This window comes from Bradyrhizobium sp. BR 1433, assembly GCF_051547665.1.
In the GTDB taxonomy this organism is placed as follows: domain Bacteria; phylum Pseudomonadota; class Alphaproteobacteria; order Rhizobiales; family Xanthobacteraceae; genus Bradyrhizobium; species Bradyrhizobium australafricanum.
This window is the reverse complement of record NZ_JBPUGG010000001.1, coordinates 7,729,903-7,747,096: the sequence shown is the minus strand read 5'-3', so window position 1 is coordinate 7,747,096 and position 17,194 is coordinate 7,729,903. Positions and strand designations below refer to the sequence as shown.

Here is a 17,194-nt window from a genome sequence, read left to right as displayed (position 1 = left end):
CACTTCCCTGTGGAGGAACTGATGCCCAAATCAACTGCAGGCACGATTTGATGTAGTCTCTCGTACGCTGCAGCGGGAGTGACGCATGATGAATGCATCGGTCACTGATTTCCTCGCAACCGAAGCGCAGTTCGGCACCTACAACTATGAGCCGATCGGGGTCGTGCTGTCGCGCGGCGAAGGCGTCTGGGTCTGGGATACCGATGGCAACCGCTATCTCGACTGCCTCTCCGCCTATTCGGCGGTGAGCCAGGGCCACTGTCATCCGAAGATCCTCGCAGCCATGATCGAGCAGGCGCATCGGCTGACGCTGACCTCGCGCGCCTTCCACAACGACCAGCTTGCTCCCTTCTACCGCGAGCTCGCGGAGCTGACCGGCTCGCACAAGGTGCTGCCGATGAACAGCGGCGCCGAGGCGGTGGAGAGCGCGATCAAGTCGGTGCGCAAATGGGCCTATGAGGTCAAGGGCGTGCCGGACGGGCAGGCCGAGATCATCGTCTGCGCCAATAATTTCCACGGACGCACGCTCGGCATCGTCGGCTTCTCGACCGATCCCGGCTCGCGCGACCATTTCGGCCCGTTCGCGCCGGGCTTCAAGATCATCCCGTTCGGCGATGCCGCCGCGCTCGAGCAGGCGATCACGCCGAACACCGCGGCCTTCCTGGTCGAGCCGATCCAGGGCGAAGCCGGCGTCGTGATTCCTCCGCCAGGCTATTTCGCCCGCGTGCGCGAGCTGTGCACCACGCATAATGTGATGCTTGTGCTCGACGAGATTCAGACCGGGCTCGGCCGCACCGGCAAGCTGCTCGCCGAGCAGCACGAAGGGATCGAGGCCGACGTGACGCTGCTCGGCAAGGCGCTGTCGGGCGGCTTCTATCCGGTGTCGGCGGTGCTTTCCAACAACGCCGTGCTCGGCACGCTGCGGCCCGGCCAGCACGGCTCGACCTTCGGCGGCAATCCGCTGGCCTGCGCGGTGGCGCGGGCGGCGCTGCGCGTGCTGATCGACGAGGGAATGATCGAGAACGCCGCGCAACAGGGCGCCCGCTTTCTCGCCGGATTGCAGGACATCCGCGCCAACGTGATCCGCGAGGTGCGCGGGCGCGGGCTGATGTTGGCGATCGAGCTGCATCCCGAAGCCGGCGGCGCCCGCCGCTACTGTCTGGCGCTGCAGGCGCGCGGCATCCTCGCCAAGGACACCCACGAACACACCATCCGGATCGCTCCACCGCTGGTGATCACGGCCGATCAGGTCGACTGGGCGACGGAGCGGATCGCGGCGACCCTCACGCAGGACGTCTCCTGACGGTTCCCCTCGCCGGAAGACCGTAACGCCGGCCGTAGCCACAACGAACGAATCCGACGTCGGTGCGTTAAAGCACTGCGGGCGACTGTTGAACGGAGAGCCAAGCTCATGCTTTCCCGCAGCGCTTTGTTTGTTGTCTTTTCGATTGGCAGCTCGATGCTCGTGCCGCACGGCGGCGCGTCCGCCCAGCCACACGGAAAGGGTCCACCGGCGGCAAGGCCGGCTGCACCGGCCGCAATGGCGCGTCCCGCCGCGCCGATGGTACACGCCGCCCCTCCCGCAATGGCCAGGCCGCCCGCAATGGCGAGACCGCCTGCAATGGCTCGGCCACCCGCGATGGCACGGCCGGCAGCACCCGCGTTCCACGCCCCGCAGCGACCGGCGATGGCGCCGCGCCCGACCCCGCATTTCGCCGCCCCGTCTGTGCGCCAGGCCCCCCATATCGCCGCGCCGCGTGTCGCAACGCCACGCCCCGAATTCCGTCGAGGAGCACCGCAGCGCCAGGCTCCGCATATCGCGGCACCATCACGTCCGAGCCCACCTTCGCGCTTGAGCGAGCGGCCGTCGCCGACGGAGCGCGTTCAACAGCGCGCGCAGCAGCATCAGCAAATGATCCAGCAACGCCAGCAGGCGGCGCAGCAGCGGCAGCGTGACGCGCTCTCGCGCCAGACCACCGAGCGGCAAACCCGGATCGATCGCCTGCAGCAGCGCGTGCAGCAATTGCAGTCGCAAAGGGTCCAAGGCACACGCGCGCAGCGCATTCATGACCGCGCCCTGCAGGCGCAGAACCGCCTGTTGCAGCGCGAGCAGCGTGCGCAGCAGGCCGACGTTGCCCGCCAGCAGAGATTGGCGCCGGCAGCGACGGTTGGAGCCGCGGTCGCGACCACAGCCGCGACGCAGGCGGCGCAGCGCGAGCGGTTTGCCGCGCACTTCCGCGAGCAGGCAGGCGCGCAAGGCCAGGCAGGGCTTGCGGCGCGCCAAGGCGGCTGGGCGCCCCGACATGCCTGGCGACGCGGCAGCCGCGCGGCCTTCGTGGCGTGGCTTGGGCCGGTGTTCTGGCCCTACGCCTATTCGGACATCTTTGACTACACGTTCTGGTCCTATGCCTACGAGCCCGGCTATTGGGCCTACGCCTATGACGACTTCGTCGACACCGTGTTCTGGGACACCAACAGTCCCTACTCCGCCTATGCCAGCATCAATCCTGGCGACTATCCGGCGACCGCGGGCCGCGATCGGTCCCGTCAGCGCACCGACACGAGCCCGCAGGCAGTCAAGCAGCTCTGCGGCGAACCGGACAAGGGCGTCACGGCCTGGCCGCTTGCCGACATCGCGCGGGCGGTACGGCCGGACCAGCAGCAGCGCGCCCTGCTCGACGAGTTGAAGACATCAGCGGCAAAGGCCGCCGATATCTTCAAGGACTCCTGTTCGGACAGCTATGCCATGACGCCCACCGGCCGCTTGCGGTCGATGCAAAACCGCATCAGCGCGACGCTCGAGGCGATCAAGATCGTGCGGCCTGCGCTGGAGAATTTCTACAGCTCGCTCAGCGACGAGCAACAGGCCCGCTTCAATGCGCTCGGTCCACATGTCGGCGAGCGTTCGCCGCAGCAGGAGGCGACCGCGCAAGCCGGCAATTGCGGCGATTCGAAATCCGACCTGGCGCACCTGCCGATCAACCGGATCGCGGCCTCGCTTCATCCGGCCGGCAAGCAGAAGGAGGCGCTCGACCGCCTGAGCGATGCGACCACAAGAGCCATAGCGGACCTGCAGGCGGCCTGCCCGAACGACGTGCCGCTGACGCCGGTCGGCCGGCTGGAGGCGATGCAGCACCGGCTCGAAGCCATGCAGAAGGCCGCGAAGCTGATCGAGCCCGCACTGGACGAGTTCTATGCGATGCTGAGCAGCGAGCAGAAAGCCCGCTTCAACACGCTGCAGCGGGTCGCGAGCCCCTCAGACGGCCGGACGGCGATCCGGATCGCCGGGCGCGCCACAGAATGCCAGCCCCCCATCTTGCCTTTGCGGCCGGCGCGCAGCAATGTCTGGTACCGGCATCCTGATGCAATGCCGAATGACGGGGCGGGAATGAAGCGCGGCTGGATGAGCACTGGCGAGCTACGCGAGCGCTGGGGCGATTCCTTGTTGACGGTGCTCACTGTCCTGCTCCTGGTCATGATTTTCGTGGTGGCGCCGTTGCAGGCGTTGGGGCTGTTCGAGTTCCAGATTTTTGAGCTCCTGCTCGCGCTGGTCCTGGTCGGCGGCGTCTTCCTGATGTCAGGCAGCACGCTGGCGGTCGTCACGATGCTGGTCGCGCTCGTCATGATCGTCACGGGCGGGATCCTGAGACTACGCTCACCTTCAATTTTCGATCTCAACCTGTTCGCCGCATCCTGGCTGCTCGTCGGCCTCACCATGGCCGTGACGGTGGCGCGCGCGACGTTCGCGCCAGGCCGCGTCACCTATCACCGTGTGATCGGCGCCGTCCTGCTCTATCTCACGGTCGCCGTGATCTTCGCGGCGCTCTACACCTTTGTCGGCACGCTGAGGCCCGACGCATTTCCCGGCATGAAGGTGGAAGACAGCCCGACATTGGCGAGTCGCGTCCTCTATTTCAGCTTCGCCACGCTCACGACGACAGGTTATGGCGACGTCGCTCCGCTGCATCCGATCGCGCGGAGCCTGTGCAATCTCGAGGCGATCTTCGGCCAGCTCTATCCGGCAACGCTGCTGGCGCGGCTCGTCACGCTGGAGATCGAGCACCGCAACGAGGAGTCCTGATGAGGCGGGAAGCGGGCAAGCAGCGCTGTGTCCACCTGCCGGCGTTCTAGACCACCGTCCGGTGCCGCTCGATGCAGGTTCGCAGCACCTCGTCCAGCGGACGGCCCCACCAGTCATTCGAGAAGATCTCGATCTCCGAATAGCCGTCAAAGCCCTGCGCCTCGACGGCGGCGCGCACCGATCTGATGTCGATGACGCCGTCGCCCATCATGCCGCGGTCGTTGAGGATGTCCTTGGTCGGCACCAGCCAGTCGCAGACATGGAACGCGAGCAGGCGATCCTGGCCGGCGCGTGCGATCTGGCGCATCAACTCCGGATCCCACCAGATGTGATAGACGTCGAGCGCGACGCCGATCGCGCCGGTTCTGTCGGGATCGAGCGCGTCGCAGATATCGAGCGCATGCTTCGTGGTGTTCACGCAGGCGCGGTCGGCGGCATAGGCCGGATGCAGCGGCTCGATCGCGAGCGGCAGCTTGGCCTGCTTCGCGTAATCCAGCATCTCGGCGATGCCGTCGTGCACCTGATTGCGCGCGGCCGCGATGTCCTTGGACGCGGCGCTGCCTGGCCGTGAATATTGCGGCAGGCCGCCGACCACCAGCACGATGCAGGAGGCGCCGAGCGCCGCCGCCTCGTCGACAGCACGGCGGTTGTCGTCGCGCGCTTCGCTGCGATGCGCGCCATCTGCCGTGAACATGCCGCCGCGGCAATAGCCCGACAGATCGAGCCCGGCATCCTTGACCGCACGGACGGCGCGATCGAGGCCGACGGCAGCGACCTGGTCGCGCCAAGGATCGATGGCGCGGATGCCATGGCGCGCGCAGGCCTCGACGATGGCGAGGAGATCGCCCTGCTTGCGGACGGTCGCCGTGTTCAGCGACAGCCAGCGATGATCGTTGGAGAAGTTGCGCATCAGGCGTCGATGCCGCGGATGGTCAGGATCGTCGTCATCCGGCGCGTCGCGAGCCCCGGATTGGCGAGCAGACCGGCCTTGTCCGCGAGCCGGAACAGCTCGGCAAGATGCAAGGTCGAGCGCGCGCTCTCTTGCCCGCCGACCATGGTGAAATGATCCTGGTGCCCGTTGAGATAGGCCATGAACACGATGCCGGTCTTGTAGAAGCGCGTCGGCGCCTTGAAGATGTGGCGCGACAGCGGCACCGTCGGTCCAAGCACATCGTGGAAGCCAGTCTCATCGCCCGCGGCGAGCCGCGACAGCGCATAGGATGCCGCCGGCGCGATCGCATCGAAAATGCCGAGCAACGCGTGGGAAAATCCCTTGTCGTCACCGGCAATCAGTTCGGCATAGTTGAAGTCGTCGCCGGTGTACATTTTGACCCGCGGATCGAGCCGGCGCCGCATGTCGATCTCGCGCTGCTTGTCGAGCAGCGAGACCTTGACGCCATCGACCTTGGCCGCATTGGCGTTGATGATCGCAACCGCCGTATCCATCGCCTTGTCGAGATCGGCCGTGCCCCAGTAGCCTGATAGCGCCGGATCGAACATGTCGCCGAGCCAATGGATGATCACGGGCTCACGAACCTGCGACAGCACGCGGTCGTAGACCCTGGCGTAGTCGTCAGCGCTCTTGCCGAGCTTTGCCAATGCGCGCGAGGCCATCAGGATGATGCGGCCACCGGCCTTCTCCACTGCCGCGATCTGCTCCTCATAGCCACGGATCACATCATCGATCGACCTGGCATCTTCCACCGCGAGATGGTCGGTGCCGGCGCCGGAAAACACCAGCGCATTGCCCCTGGCCTTCGCCGCCTTCACCGAGCGCTGGATCAGTTCGAGCGAGGTCGCCCAGTCCAGCCCCATGCCACGCTGCGCGGTGTCCATGGCTTCCGCGACGCCGAGGCCGAGGTCCCAGACGCGCTCGCGAAACGCGATCGTCTTGTCCCAGTCGATCGCCGCGGCCAGCCAGGGATCGACGTCGGCGCGCGGATCGGCCACCACATGCGCGGCCGAGAATGCCACGCGGTTCAGCGTACCCTCGAGCTTCGCCGGAAAGGTCCGCGACGCCGCCAGGCGATAGGTCTCGAGGCCGCCGCCAGCGGTCGGCAGTTTCAGCGACAGCGATGACATCGGTCGGACAGGCTTGTTCATGACAAAGTCCCTTCTCAGACTGATATCGGGGCGACGTCGATCCAGCGCCGCTCCTTCCAGCTCTTCAGCGCGCATTCGGCGAGCTGGACGCCCTTGGCGCCTTCGAGCAGGGTGTATTTGTAGGGCGCGTCCTCGCAGACATGGCGGATGAACATCTCCCACTGTTCCTTGAAGCCGTTGTCGTAGACGACGTTCTCAGGGAGCTTTTGCCAGTCGGTATAGAAATCGTGCATCCGCTTCTCGTCCGGATTCCACACCGGCCGCGGCGTCGCCTGGCGTGCCTGGATCACGCAGTCGGTCAGGCCCGCCACCGCCGAGCCATGGGTGCCGTCGACCTGGAAGGTGACGAGGTCGTCGCGGTAGACACGCGTCACCCAGCTCATGTTGATGTGCGCAATGACGCCGCCCTTCAGGCGGAAGGTGGCGTAGGCGGAATCATCGGCGGTCGCCTGGTATTTCTTGCCCTTCTCGTCATAGCGCTCGGGGATGTCAGTCGTGCCGAGGCAGGTCACGCTCTCGACTTCGCCGAACAGATTGTCGAGCACGTAGCGCCAGTGGCAGACCATGTCGAGGATGATGCCGCCGCCGTCCTCGGCGCGGTAGTTCCACGACGGCCGCTGCGCTTCCTGCCAGCCGCCCTCGAACACCCAATAGCCGAACTCGCCGCGCACCGAGAGCATGCGGCCGAAGAAGCCGGAGTCGCGCAGGAAAGCGAGCTTCTTCAGGCCCGGCAGGAACAGCTTGTCCTGCACGGTGCCGTGCTTGAGGCCCCTGGCATTGGCGAGCTTCACGACCGCAACGGCCTCCTCGAGGTTGGTCGCGATCGGCTTCTCGCAATAGACATGCTTGCCGGCGTTGATCGCCTTGGTCAGCAGCGAGGGCCGCGCCTGCGTGGTCGCGGCGTCGAAGAACACGGTGTCGCCCTTGTCCGCGAGCGCACGATCGAGATCGGTGGTGTGGCGTTCGATGTTGTAGCGTTTTGCCAACGCGCCGACCTTCTCGGCGTCGCGGCCGACCAGGATCGGATCGGGCATGACGCGGTCGCCGTTCGCGAGCTGCACACCGCCCTGCTCGCGGATCGCGACGATCGAGCGGATCAGATGCTGGTTGAGCCCCATCCGGCCGGTGACGCCGTTCATGATCAGGCCGAGGCGTTTGGTCGTCATACTGCTTGCTCCTGCGAAACGCGTGGTGTTGGCCGCTTGAGCGGCTGCATGGTGGACCAGTCCGGATGGATCGAACTGGCAAAGCCCGGCGCGGCGGCGATCGATCCGGTCAGCAGATCGCCGTCATGGATCGCGAGGCGGACCTTGCTGCGCTCGCGCGTGTAGAGATCGGAATGCGCGGTGAAGAAGGCGTCGGCCTCGTCAGCCGGGGTGTCGGCAAAGCCATCGACATAATGATGTCCGTTGCGCTCGGCATGGGTGACGCCGATCAGCGCGCCGAGCGCGAGGTCCTGCTGCACGCCGAGCCCGGCCTGGCAGGTCAGGTCCTCGCCGCTGACGAAATACCGCTCGCGGTCCGCGCTCCACGCCGCCGCGCGGGTGGCGTTGATGATCGACTTGTAGATGCCCTTGCAGGATTTTGAGGAGATGCCGCGATAGCCGAGCACGCGGGCCTGCGGGAATGCGTCATAGGAATCGTCGGCTTCGTCGATGATGAAGCCGTACGCCGCCAGTTTCCCGAGCGGCGAGGCTCTTGTGATATCGCGCGGCATCGGCTGCTCGATATAGAGCAGGTTTGCCCCGATCGGCTGCAGCGCCGCGTCATGGTCGAGCCGGTCGACCAGCGCGTTCAGCGCGGCAAGGTCGGCATATTGCTCGTTGGCGTCGAGCGTGATCCTGGTCGCGTAAGGCAGCTTTGCGAGCTCGCCGCCGATCCGCGCCAGCCGCGCCGCGTCATGTGCGGGATCGCCGTTCAGCTTAAGCTTGAAATAGCGCGCACCGGCGTTCTCGTTGCGGTCGGCGACGCCGCCCTCGCCTTCAACCTTGTCGTCCATTCCGACCGTGTGCCTGACGGCGACACGCTCGAGCCGTCTGCGTGTTGAAAGGAACCGCGCGATCGCGCCGTCGTCGAGATCCGGCGTCAGCCGCGCGTCGATGCCGGCGACATTGCCGGCCATGCCGTCGAAGAAGTTCGCGCCGGCCGCGCGCAGCAGCGCATCCAGGATTGCCTTGTCGATCTCGGCCGGGCCAAAGCCGGCGGCAAGCGGCGGAATGTCTTCGGCAGCGCAGGCCGCAACCTGCGGGCCGATACGTTCGGCGTGGAGGCCGAACGCGGTCTCAAAACCCTTGTTCGCCAGATAGAGCTCGCGTGCAATCGCAAGCGAGCGGCGAAGTCCGTCGAGCGACTGCGCTTCGGTCAGATGCGGCCGCTTGTCGAACCATTTCGGCGCCAGCATCTCGGCGCTGGCGCCGGTGGCGCGGCCCTTGCCCTCCACCTCGATCTCGACCCGCACGAACATCTGCGTCGACGCGGTGATCGTCACCGCGCCGAAGCGGAACGGCCGGGCGAACACCAGCGGCCGTTCGAAGAAGGCGATATCGTTGACCTTGAGGCGAAGCGGCATTGACGGCTCGGGTGTTAGTCCAGCGACCCCTGTGAGAAGAAATGCTTCCGGATCCGCTGCACCAGTTCGTTGAAGACAGGATCGGACATCGTCTCGAGCGAGCGCGGCCGCGGCATCGGCACGTCGTAGATCGCGGCGATCGCGCCGGGCCGCTCGGTCATCACGAGCACGCGGTCGGCGAGGAACACGGCCTCGGGAATCGAGTGCGTGATCAGCAGCACCGTCTTGCCGGTCTCGCGCTGGATCCGCATCAATTCGACGTTCATCCGCTCGCGCGTCATGGCGTCGAGCGCGCCGAACGGCTCGTCCATCAGCATGATCTTGGGGTCGTGCACCAGCGCGCGACAGATCGAGGCGCGCTGCTGCATGCCGCCGGACAGCTGCCAGGGCAGCTTCTTCTCGAAACCTTCGAGGCCGACCAGCTTCAGCAGATCCTTGGCGCGCGCGAGATACTTGTCCCGCGGCAGCTGCTTCATGTCGATCGGCAGCATCACGTTGGAGAGGATGTTGCGCCACGGCAGCAGTAGCGCGTTCTGAAACACGATGCCGACATTGCCGTGCGGCTTGGTCACCGGCTCGCCGTCGACCAGCACCTCGCCGGTCGTCGGCGGTAGCAGGCCCGAGATCATCTTGAGCAGCGTGGACTTGCCGCAGCCGGAGGGCCCGACCACGACAAAGAACTCGCCGTCGTTGATGGTGAAGTCGAGCGGCCGCAGCGACGGCACATCGCCGTCGCGTGACCGGTAGGTCTTCGAGACGCCGGAGAGTTTGATACCCGGCGTGGCATCCGCGGCGCGGTCCGACACCAGGCGCAGATGCGCGGCGGGCTGAACATCGGCTGGTTTGGTTGCAGGATTCATTCTGTCGAATCCACTGGGATGTAGAATGCTGTCATTCCGGGATGGTCCGAAGGACCAGACCCGGAATCTCGAGATTCCGGGGTCGATGCTTTGCATCGCCCCGGAATGACGGTGTTTGTTGCGCTCACGAGTCACCCTTCGGCAGATAGTCGTTGGTGTAGAACGCCTTCGGATTGGCCTTGGCCTTGGCGTCGAGGCCGCCATACTCGACCATCAAATTGACCGACTCGGTCATGTTCTGGTCGGTGACCTGGAACGGCCGCTTGGTCCTGGTCTCCGGCGTGCGATAGAGCGGAATCGTCAGCTCGAAGCCTTGCGTCAACGTGTCGATCTTGCCGCCCTTCGGGTTGGCGTCGAGGATCGACTGCGCAGCCGCCTTGGGGTCCTTCTCCGCGGCTTCCACCGCCTTTGTCGTCGCCGACATGAAGCGGCGGACCAGGTCCGCATTGGCCTTCACATAGTCGGAGTTCGCGATGATGCCCGACGACACCATGTTGATACCGTAGTCGGCGAACTTGATCGGATAGACGTCCTTGCTGGTGGCGTCCTTGATCTTCATCGACTGGTCCATGACGTAGCCGAGCAGCAGGTCGGCCTGGCCGTTGATCACGGCGTTGAGCTTGGTCTGGCCGTCGCCGGCGACGGTGTTGAAATCGCTTTCCTTCAGGCCGGTCTTCTTCAGGAACAGCGGCCAGATCTGCGTCATCGAATCCGCCGGCGTGATCGCGACCGTCTTGCCCTTGATGTCCTCCGGCTTCCTGATGTTCTTGTCGGCAAGGCTCATCGCCGACATCGGGCTAGTCTGCAGCAGCACGCCGGTGGCGATCACGGGCGCGCCCTTCACCGCAGCGCGCATCATCGTCGGCACGTCGACATAGCCGAAATCGGCGGTCTTGGCGGCCACCGCCTGCGTGGTCGCGGCCGAGCCGCGGCCTTCCTGGATCTCGAGGTCGATGCCCTCAGTGGCGTAGATGCCCTTGGCCTTGCCGTAATAGAACGGCGCATGCTCGCCATAGACGTACCAGTTCAGCATCAGCACGACCTTGTCGGCCGCGGATGCAGGGGCCACCGCAAGCGCGGTCCAGGCCAGCGCGGCAATGACAGCAGTGATCAATCGCATCGGATATTCCTCCCGTCGTCCTTCTTCGTCATTGCGAGCGAAGCGAAGCAATCCAGCGTGCAGCAAGTCGAGAAATGGATTGCTTCGTCGCTGTCGCTCCTCGCAATGACGCTTGCTGTTGTTCCTGTACACAAGTCTTAGGAAGCGAAAATGATGTCGTCGCGCTGGCTGACGTGCCAAGGGATCACCAGCCGCTCGATGCGGTCGACGATCCAGAACAGGATGACGCCGAGCAGCGCGAGGATCACCAGCGCGGCGAACATCGTCGGCAGGTCGAAGGTGCCGATCGAGCGCTGCATCACATAGCCGATGCCGGAGTTGGAGCCGACGAACTCGCCGACGACGGCGCCGACCACAGCGAGCGTCACCGAGACTTTCAGGCCGGAAAAGATCGCGGGCATCGCGTGCGGCAGGTTGACCGCGCGGAACACCTGGAAGCGGCTGCCCTGCATCGCGCGCGCCAGATCGACCATGTCAGGGTCGACCGACTTGAAGCCCTGCACCGCCGAGACCACCACGGGGAAGAAGCCGAGCAGGAACGCGGAGATTACCTTGGGGATGATGCCGAAGCCGAACCACACCACGAACAGCGGCGCGATCGCGATCTTCGGCACCGACTGGGAGAACACCAGCAGCGGATAGACGTAGCTCTCGACCGTCTTCGAACCCGCGATCAGCATCGCAACGGGAATGCCGAACAGCGCCGAGAGCAGGAAGCCGCAAATCGTTGCATAGGTTGTCGGCCAGGACTGCCGCAACAGCTCCGGCCAGTCGCTCCACAGCACCGCGACGACGTCACCGGCCGAGGGAATTTGGTAGGCGGGAATATGGAACAGGCGGATCGCGAGGTCCCAGGCCGCCACGATGACGACCAAAAACAGGAACGGACGTACCCACGCCGCATTCAGCACCTTCGACAGGCCCGAAGGGCTCTTTGCCTCCGCCACGTCACGCTCCCTTTGCAGTCTCTCCGTTCGTTCAGAAATTAACCCGTTGGATAAATACTGTCCAGCCCCAAGCGCGCGGCAAAATCGCGCCGAAATACGCAACTTTCGTCAGGCGAGAATTTTTGTCGGATGAGACTTCGTAGCCCGGATGAAGCGCAGCGAAATCCGGGACCGCTATCCGCGGATGCAACTCCCCGGATTGCGCGGAGCCTGTCATCGGGCGCGCGTTCGCGCGACCCGTTGGCTCAATCCGGGCTACGGATCACCGCAATGATCGCAAGACCTCACACCACGCGGTGCTCGGCCGCGCGCAGCACCGGCATCGCGCCGCCGAACGCCGCCGTAGATTTGCCGGTCAGCGCCGCCAGCACCAGCGCGGTCATGTGCTCGAGGCGCTCGTCGCGGGCGTCCTTCTTCAAGAGGTCGCGGCCGAAGATCACGCTCAGCGTGGCGCTGTTGGAGAGATAGAAGAACGCCAGCCCGGCGATCGAGATGTAGAGCTGCACCGGATCGACCGCGACGCGGAAATCGCCACTCTCGACCCCGCGCGTCACCACGGTACGGATCATCTCGACAAAGGGCGAGTGCATCGACTTGACCTTGGTCGAACGCTTCAGGTGTTTTGCCTTGGAGAGGTTTTCGGTGTTCAGGAGCGCCAGGAACTCGGGATTGCGCAGAAAATAGTTCCACGTGAAGTCGATCAGACGCCCGATCGCCTCGGGCGGATCGAGATGCTCGAGATCGAGGGTGCGCTCCTCGGCGCGGATCTTCTCATAGGCGCCTTCCAGCACCTCGAGATCGAGATCCTCCTTGTTGCCGACGTGGTAGTACAGCATGCGCTTGTTGGCGTCGGCGTTGGCCGCGATGCGGTCGACCCGCGCCCCGGCGAGGCCATGGGCGGCGAATTCCTGCTTGGCCGCCTCGAGAATCCGCAGCCGCATCCCCTGGGGGTCGCGTTGCCATCTCTGAATTCGCTTTGCCTTGGCCAAATCGATCGCCCGTGATGCTGAATTGATGAATGTAGCATGACGAACGACGTTTGAGAACGAATGTTGTCGTGACGGCCATGCGGGAATATTTCTCGCAGACGCGGCATGCAGCGTCCTCCCTGCCATTCCCGGATGCACGCTGTCGTGACGACGCGCGCATGAAACGCGGCCTAGTCCGGTTTTCCTTGCGAAGGCTGCACCAGCAGCGTCGGCACGCCGCAGGTGCCGTTGCGCACGGTCATCACGCGCGTGCCGGGCTTGCGGCCGGTACGAACCTCGGAGACGTCGACGCCAGCGGCGATCAGCCGCGCACGTGTGGCATCGATATCGGCGACGCGCCAGCAGATGCCGCGCAGCCGGTCCGGCGCGTCGGCCTCCGCCTTGTCGTTTTCCTTGCCCGGCCGGTGCGTGACCTCGACCACGAGGTCGCCGCAGCGGAAGAACATCAGTCGGCCCCACTCCGGATGCGACCGGTCGAGCGCCATGTCGAGCCCAAGCCGCGCGCCATAGAGCGCGGCGGCGCGTTCCGGATCGGCGGTCGAAACCACCACATGATCCATCGCCGTGATCGATGCGGTCGTGGTACGCACCGACAACGGCCGCTCCTGCTCGCGTTCCAGGAAGAACATGCGCACGCCGCGCGTCGCATCGGTCGCGGCCCGCGTACGCTTCCACGACAGCACGGCGCCGCTGGTCTCGTCGCGGCTTTCGACTTCGGTGACGGGTTCGGGCTTCAGCGTCAAGCGGTCGAGCCTGCGGTGTGTCCTGGCGATATCGCTGGTGCGGAAGCACAGGCTCGCAAGCCCCTCGCCCTGGGTGGCAAGCGCGCTGCGGACGCGTTGGGCTGCATCATCGTCGCCGTGCGGCGCCACCAATTCCAGCGTGGTGTTGTCGAGCGTGAACAGCGTGCGGTCCGCGCCGCCGCCGCTATAGCGCCAGGAAGGCGTCCGCGCGAACAGCGTCTCGTAGGCGGCGCCGGCAGCAGCGATGTCGCTGGTCAGGACGACGACGTGATCGAGACCGGTAATCATGGCTGCAACCTCCCCGAATCTGCCGTCATTGTGTTTCTCCCTCAACCTAACCCGGAACCACGGACTGCCGCCGGCCGTTATGCCGCATGCCAGAACGGCCCGGCGCAGCCATCATCTCTACCTGTAAACCAGGCAGGGTTGCGAATATTTTCAGCGATCTCGGCCGATCAGCAATGCTAGTCTGGAACCGCCGGCCGGGACCACACCAAGCCACGACGGAAAGCGAATGCAGGCTCTCTTCATCGGACAGACCTATATCGACGTCACCTTCATCACAGATCACATGCCCGTCGGCGACGAAAAGCACGTCGCCGACGCCTATGCGGTGTCGTTCGGCGGCAACGCCGTGACGGCAGCATTCTGCTGCGCCAAGCTCGGCGTCCCGCCGGACCTGATCGCCACAATGGCCAATGACTGGCTGGGACGGATGTTCTGGGACATGGCCGACCGGTACGGCATCTCGTTCCACCCCCGCAAGGTCAACTCCTCCTCGCTGTCCTTCATCATGCCGAACGACGGCAAGCGCGCCATCGTCCGCTGCCGCGACGACCAGCACATTCACCCCTTCCCGCTGCTGAACATCAAGGGCTGCCGTGCGCTGCACATCGACGGCCACCAGCCGGACGCCGCGATCCATTATGCGAAGCTGTGCCGCGAGGATGGCATCCTGACCTCGCTCGACGGCGGCGGCCTGCGCACCAACACCCACGAGCTGCTCGCATTCATCGACATTGCGATCGTCGCCGAACGCCTGTGCGAGCAGATGGACAAGACGCCGGAGCAGATGCTCGACTATCTCAAGAGCCGCGGCTGCAAGGTCGGCGGCGTCACCATGGGCGAGCGCGGCCTGCTCTGGTATGACGAGGCCGGCACAGTGCGCACGCTGCCGGCTTTCCCGATCCCGCGCGCGCGCGTGATCGACACCAACGGCGCCGGCGACGTCTTCCACGGCGCCTACATCTACTCTTACCTTTCGAACCCGAGCAAAGGCTGGCATGAGCACTTCAAGTTCGCGCGTGCAGCCTCGACCTTCAAGATCCAGAAGCTCGGCAACGAGGCCGGCTTGCCGACACTCGCCGATATCGCAGCGGTCAAGCAGGAATTTCGCGCCGAGGCCTGATATCGGTGAACGGGGCTAGTCATGAGGCACGTCTTCGTCGCCGGCAGCATCAATATGGACGTGGTGGCGACCGCCGAGCGCCATCCGCGGATCGGCGAAACCGTCGCCGGCGAGGCCGTGCTCTATTTTCCCGGAGGCAAGGGCGCCAACCAGGCGGTGGCTTCGGCCAAGCTCGGCGTAGCGACCACGCTGATCGGCCGGCTCGGCACCGATGCGTTTGGCAAGGAGCTGCGGGCGTTCCTTGCCGCGCAAGGCGTCGATCTCACCTCGGTCAAGACCACGCACGGCACGCATTCCGGCACGGCGATCATCACGCTCGCCAATGCCGACAACACGATTGTCGTCGTGCCAGGCGCCAACGGGCTCGTTGACGCTCATGATGTCAAGGTCCCCTCACTTATGAAGGGTGACGTCGCGGTCAGCCAGTTCGAGATCCCGCTGCCGGCGATCGCGGCCTTCTTCCGGCGCGCCCGCGCCGTCGGCGCCACCACGATCCTCAATCCGGCACCGGCAAAACAGGCCGACAAGGCTCTGCTCGATCTCGTCGACATCCTCGTTCTGAACGAGACCGAACTCGGCTACCTGACTGGCACGGAGCTGCGCGACAGCGACACGCCGGAGCGCTTCTCCGAGGCGGCCCGGGCGTTGGGGCAAGGCAGGATCGTCTGCGTCACGCTCGGAAAGCGCGGCGTGCTGGCGCTGGTCGACAACCAGCCGCGGCTCGTGCCGGGACGCGAGGTCAAGGCCGTCGACACCACAGGCGCCGGCGATTGCTTCGTCGGCGCCCTCGCCTCACAGCTCGCCATCGGCAAGCCGCTCGGCGACGCACTGGCTTACGCCAACGCCGCCGCCTCGATTTGCGTGCAACGGATGGGAGCCGCGCCGTCGATGCCGACGGCGGATGAGGTGGAGGACGCTCTCTCCCAAGTCGTCCCGGCGAAGGCCGGGACCCATAACCACCGGCCACAGTTTGGGGGCACACGCGTGGCAACTGCGTTCGTCTCCGCCAACGACTGCCGCGGAGTATGGGTCCCGGCTTTCGCCAGGACGACGCTTGCTTATATTTGCGCCAGCGCACTCTTCAGGTCGAAGCTCGCATCCGCCGCCTGCTCCGGCGTGATCGAGCCGCCGGCGCCGAGCAGCCTGCGGCCGAACATGTGATCGCCGGCGCGGTTGACCGACTCGATGCCGAGCAGTTTGTCGCCGCGATAGCAGAACGCCGAGAACGCGCCCTGCGCGCGGTCGCCGCGCACCACGACGTGGTCGTAGCCGGTGGTGAGACCCGCCATCTGCAGCTTGTTCGGGGCCCTGGTCGCTCCAGAACCACGGCAGGCCGTCATAGACCTCGGTCTTGCCGGTCAGCCGCGACGCCACGCAGCGCGCATGGTCGGTCGCATTCTGCACCGACTCCAGCCGCAGCGACCCGCCGAAGCGTTTGCTGGTGTAGAGCGCGCAATCGCCGATCGCGGAGACATTCGGATCGGCGGTCGACAGATGCCCGTCGACGATGATGCCGGATGCCACCGGCAGCCCGGCCTCCGCCGCAAGCTCGACATTCGGCAGCACACCGACGCCGACCACGACGAGGTCGGCCGGGATATGCGTGCCGTTGCTCAGGCTGACACCGGTAACCTTGCCGCCATCGGCCTCGATCGCCGTGACCTGCACCCCGAGGTGAATCCGGATGCCGGCGGCGCTGTGGCGGGATTGCGAGAACTCGGAAATCTCCGCGGTCACCGCCCGCGCCATCACACGGGAGGCGAGTTCGACCACGTCGACCTCGAGGCCCTTGGCCCGCGCAGTGGCGGCGAATTCGAGCCCGATGAAGCCCGCACCGATCACGACGACGCGCATGCCGGGCGCGATCAAGTCGCGCAGCGCCTGGCTCTCATCCAGGATGCGCAGGTAACGGACTGCGTCGAGCTTGGCGTTGGGGATATCCAGCAGCCGGTTCCGCGCGCCGGTGGCGAACACCAGGTGTCCGTAATCGAGCGACGCGCCGGAGGCGAGCGCCACCTTCCGCGCATTGCGGTCGATCGCATGGGCGCGATCGGTGATCAGCTCGATCTTGTTGTCCTGGTAGAACTTGTCGGGCCGGAACATCAGGCTCTCGGGCCCGCCGGTCCCTTTCAGATAGGCCTTCGACAGCGGCGGCCGCTGATACGGCAAATGGCCTTCGTCATTGATCAGGGCGATGCGCTCGGCGAAGCCGGCCTGGCGCAGCGACGCCGCGAGCTGGAAGCCGGCGTGTCCGGCGCCGACGATGATGACCGAGCCTGTCATCGGAACAACCCAAATACGCGCGAGCAGGAGTGACCCATGCCGTTTCCTCTTGTCGATGTTAGCTTGCTTGCCCCGTCCCCACAGCGCTCGT

13 protein-coding genes and 2 pseudogenes are annotated in these 17,194 nt (G+C 65.5%); 4 read left to right on the top strand and 11 right to left on the bottom strand.

Annotated elements, in window-relative coordinates; translation table 11 throughout:
- The first annotated feature begins 88 nt into the window (after positions 1-88).
- Complete coding sequence (gene rocD / locus ACSKB9_RS37265; protein WP_168857811.1) at positions 89-1,303, top strand: ornithine--oxo-acid transaminase; 1,215 nt, start codon at positions 89-91, stop codon at positions 1,301-1,303.
- 525 nt (positions 1,304-1,828) lie between these two features.
- On the opposite strand, the gene ACSKB9_RS37260 is transcribed toward rocD, so the two are convergent.
- A complete protein-coding gene (locus ACSKB9_RS37260) occupies positions 1,829-2,284 on the bottom strand; it encodes a hypothetical protein (protein WP_438079425.1) in 456 nt (151 codons plus the stop codon).
- 51 nt (positions 2,285-2,335) lie between these two features.
- Here ACSKB9_RS37260 and ACSKB9_RS37255 point away from each other — a divergent pair, with 51 nt between their 5' ends.
- Positions 2,336-4,081 carry a Spy/CpxP family protein refolding chaperone gene (locus tag ACSKB9_RS37255; RefSeq protein WP_438079424.1) on the top strand — a complete coding sequence of 582 codons (1,746 nt, stop codon included), beginning with the start codon at positions 2,336-2,338 and terminating at the stop codon, positions 4,079-4,081.
- Between the two features lie 46 nt (positions 4,082-4,127).
- Here ACSKB9_RS37255 and ACSKB9_RS37250 read toward each other — a convergent pair whose 3' ends face one another.
- The 9 genes from ACSKB9_RS37250 to ACSKB9_RS37210 all read right to left on the bottom strand — a co-directional run bounded on the left by ACSKB9_RS37250 (position 4,128) and on the right by ACSKB9_RS37210 (position 13,700).
- Entirely contained in the window at positions 4,128-4,991 is an 864-nt protein-coding gene (locus tag ACSKB9_RS37250) for a sugar phosphate isomerase/epimerase family protein (RefSeq protein ID WP_438079423.1), read from the bottom strand.
- Positions 4,991-6,184, bottom strand: coding sequence for a dihydrodipicolinate synthase family protein (locus ACSKB9_RS37245; protein WP_438079422.1), 1,194 nt, complete (start codon positions 6,182-6,184; stop codon positions 4,991-4,993). Before ACSKB9_RS37245 ends, ACSKB9_RS37250 begins: the two co-directional genes overlap by 1 nt.
- A gap of 14 nt (positions 6,185-6,198) precedes the next feature.
- Complete coding sequence (locus tag ACSKB9_RS37240; RefSeq protein WP_438079420.1) at positions 6,199-7,350, bottom strand: Gfo/Idh/MocA family protein; 1,152 nt, start codon at positions 7,348-7,350, stop codon at positions 6,199-6,201.
- Positions 7,347-8,753: a hypothetical protein gene (locus tag ACSKB9_RS37235; protein WP_438079418.1), complete on the bottom strand. Its 1,407-nt coding sequence runs from the start codon at positions 8,751-8,753 to the stop codon at positions 7,347-7,349. The genes ACSKB9_RS37240 and ACSKB9_RS37235 overlap by 4 nt, the downstream gene beginning before the upstream one ends.
- 14 nt (positions 8,754-8,767) lie before the next feature.
- On the bottom strand, positions 8,768-9,613 hold the full coding sequence (locus ACSKB9_RS37230) for an ABC transporter ATP-binding protein (protein WP_438079416.1): 846 nt from the start codon (positions 9,611-9,613) through the stop codon (positions 8,768-8,770).
- Positions 9,614-9,737: 124 nt separating this feature from the next.
- Positions 9,738-10,733, bottom strand: coding sequence for an ABC transporter substrate-binding protein (locus ACSKB9_RS37225; RefSeq protein ID WP_438079414.1), 996 nt, complete (start codon positions 10,731-10,733; stop codon positions 9,738-9,740).
- Positions 10,734-10,870: 137 nt separating this feature from the next.
- Positions 10,871-11,680 (bottom strand): ABC transporter permease, encoded by an 810-nt coding sequence (locus tag ACSKB9_RS37220; protein WP_438079412.1) that lies wholly within the window; start codon positions 11,678-11,680, stop codon positions 10,871-10,873.
- Between the two features lie 284 nt (positions 11,681-11,964).
- A complete protein-coding gene (locus ACSKB9_RS37215) occupies positions 11,965-12,621 on the bottom strand; it encodes a TetR/AcrR family transcriptional regulator (protein ID WP_438079410.1) in 657 nt (218 codons plus the stop codon).
- A 218-nt stretch (positions 12,622-12,839) separates the two neighbouring features.
- A complete protein-coding gene (locus tag ACSKB9_RS37210; protein ID WP_438079408.1) occupies positions 12,840-13,700 on the bottom strand; it encodes a VOC family protein in 861 nt (286 codons plus the stop codon).
- Between the two features lie 226 nt (positions 13,701-13,926).
- Between ACSKB9_RS37210 and ACSKB9_RS37205 the strand changes: the two genes are divergently transcribed.
- Both ACSKB9_RS37205 and rbsK read left to right on the top strand, forming a co-directional pair.
- Positions 13,927-14,820 carry a sugar kinase gene (locus tag ACSKB9_RS37205; RefSeq protein ID WP_018270479.1) on the top strand — a complete coding sequence of 298 codons (894 nt, stop codon included), beginning with the start codon at positions 13,927-13,929 and terminating at the stop codon, positions 14,818-14,820.
- A gap of 21 nt (positions 14,821-14,841) precedes the next feature.
- A pseudogene (gene rbsK, locus ACSKB9_RS37200) lies at positions 14,842-15,741 on the top strand (ribokinase); the annotation flags it as partial.
- 137 nt (positions 15,742-15,878) lie between these two features.
- Here the strand turns inward: rbsK and ACSKB9_RS37195 are convergent.
- Positions 15,879-17,103, bottom strand: a pseudogene (locus ACSKB9_RS37195) (NAD(P)/FAD-dependent oxidoreductase).
- Between the last annotated feature and the right edge of the window lie 91 nt (positions 17,104-17,194).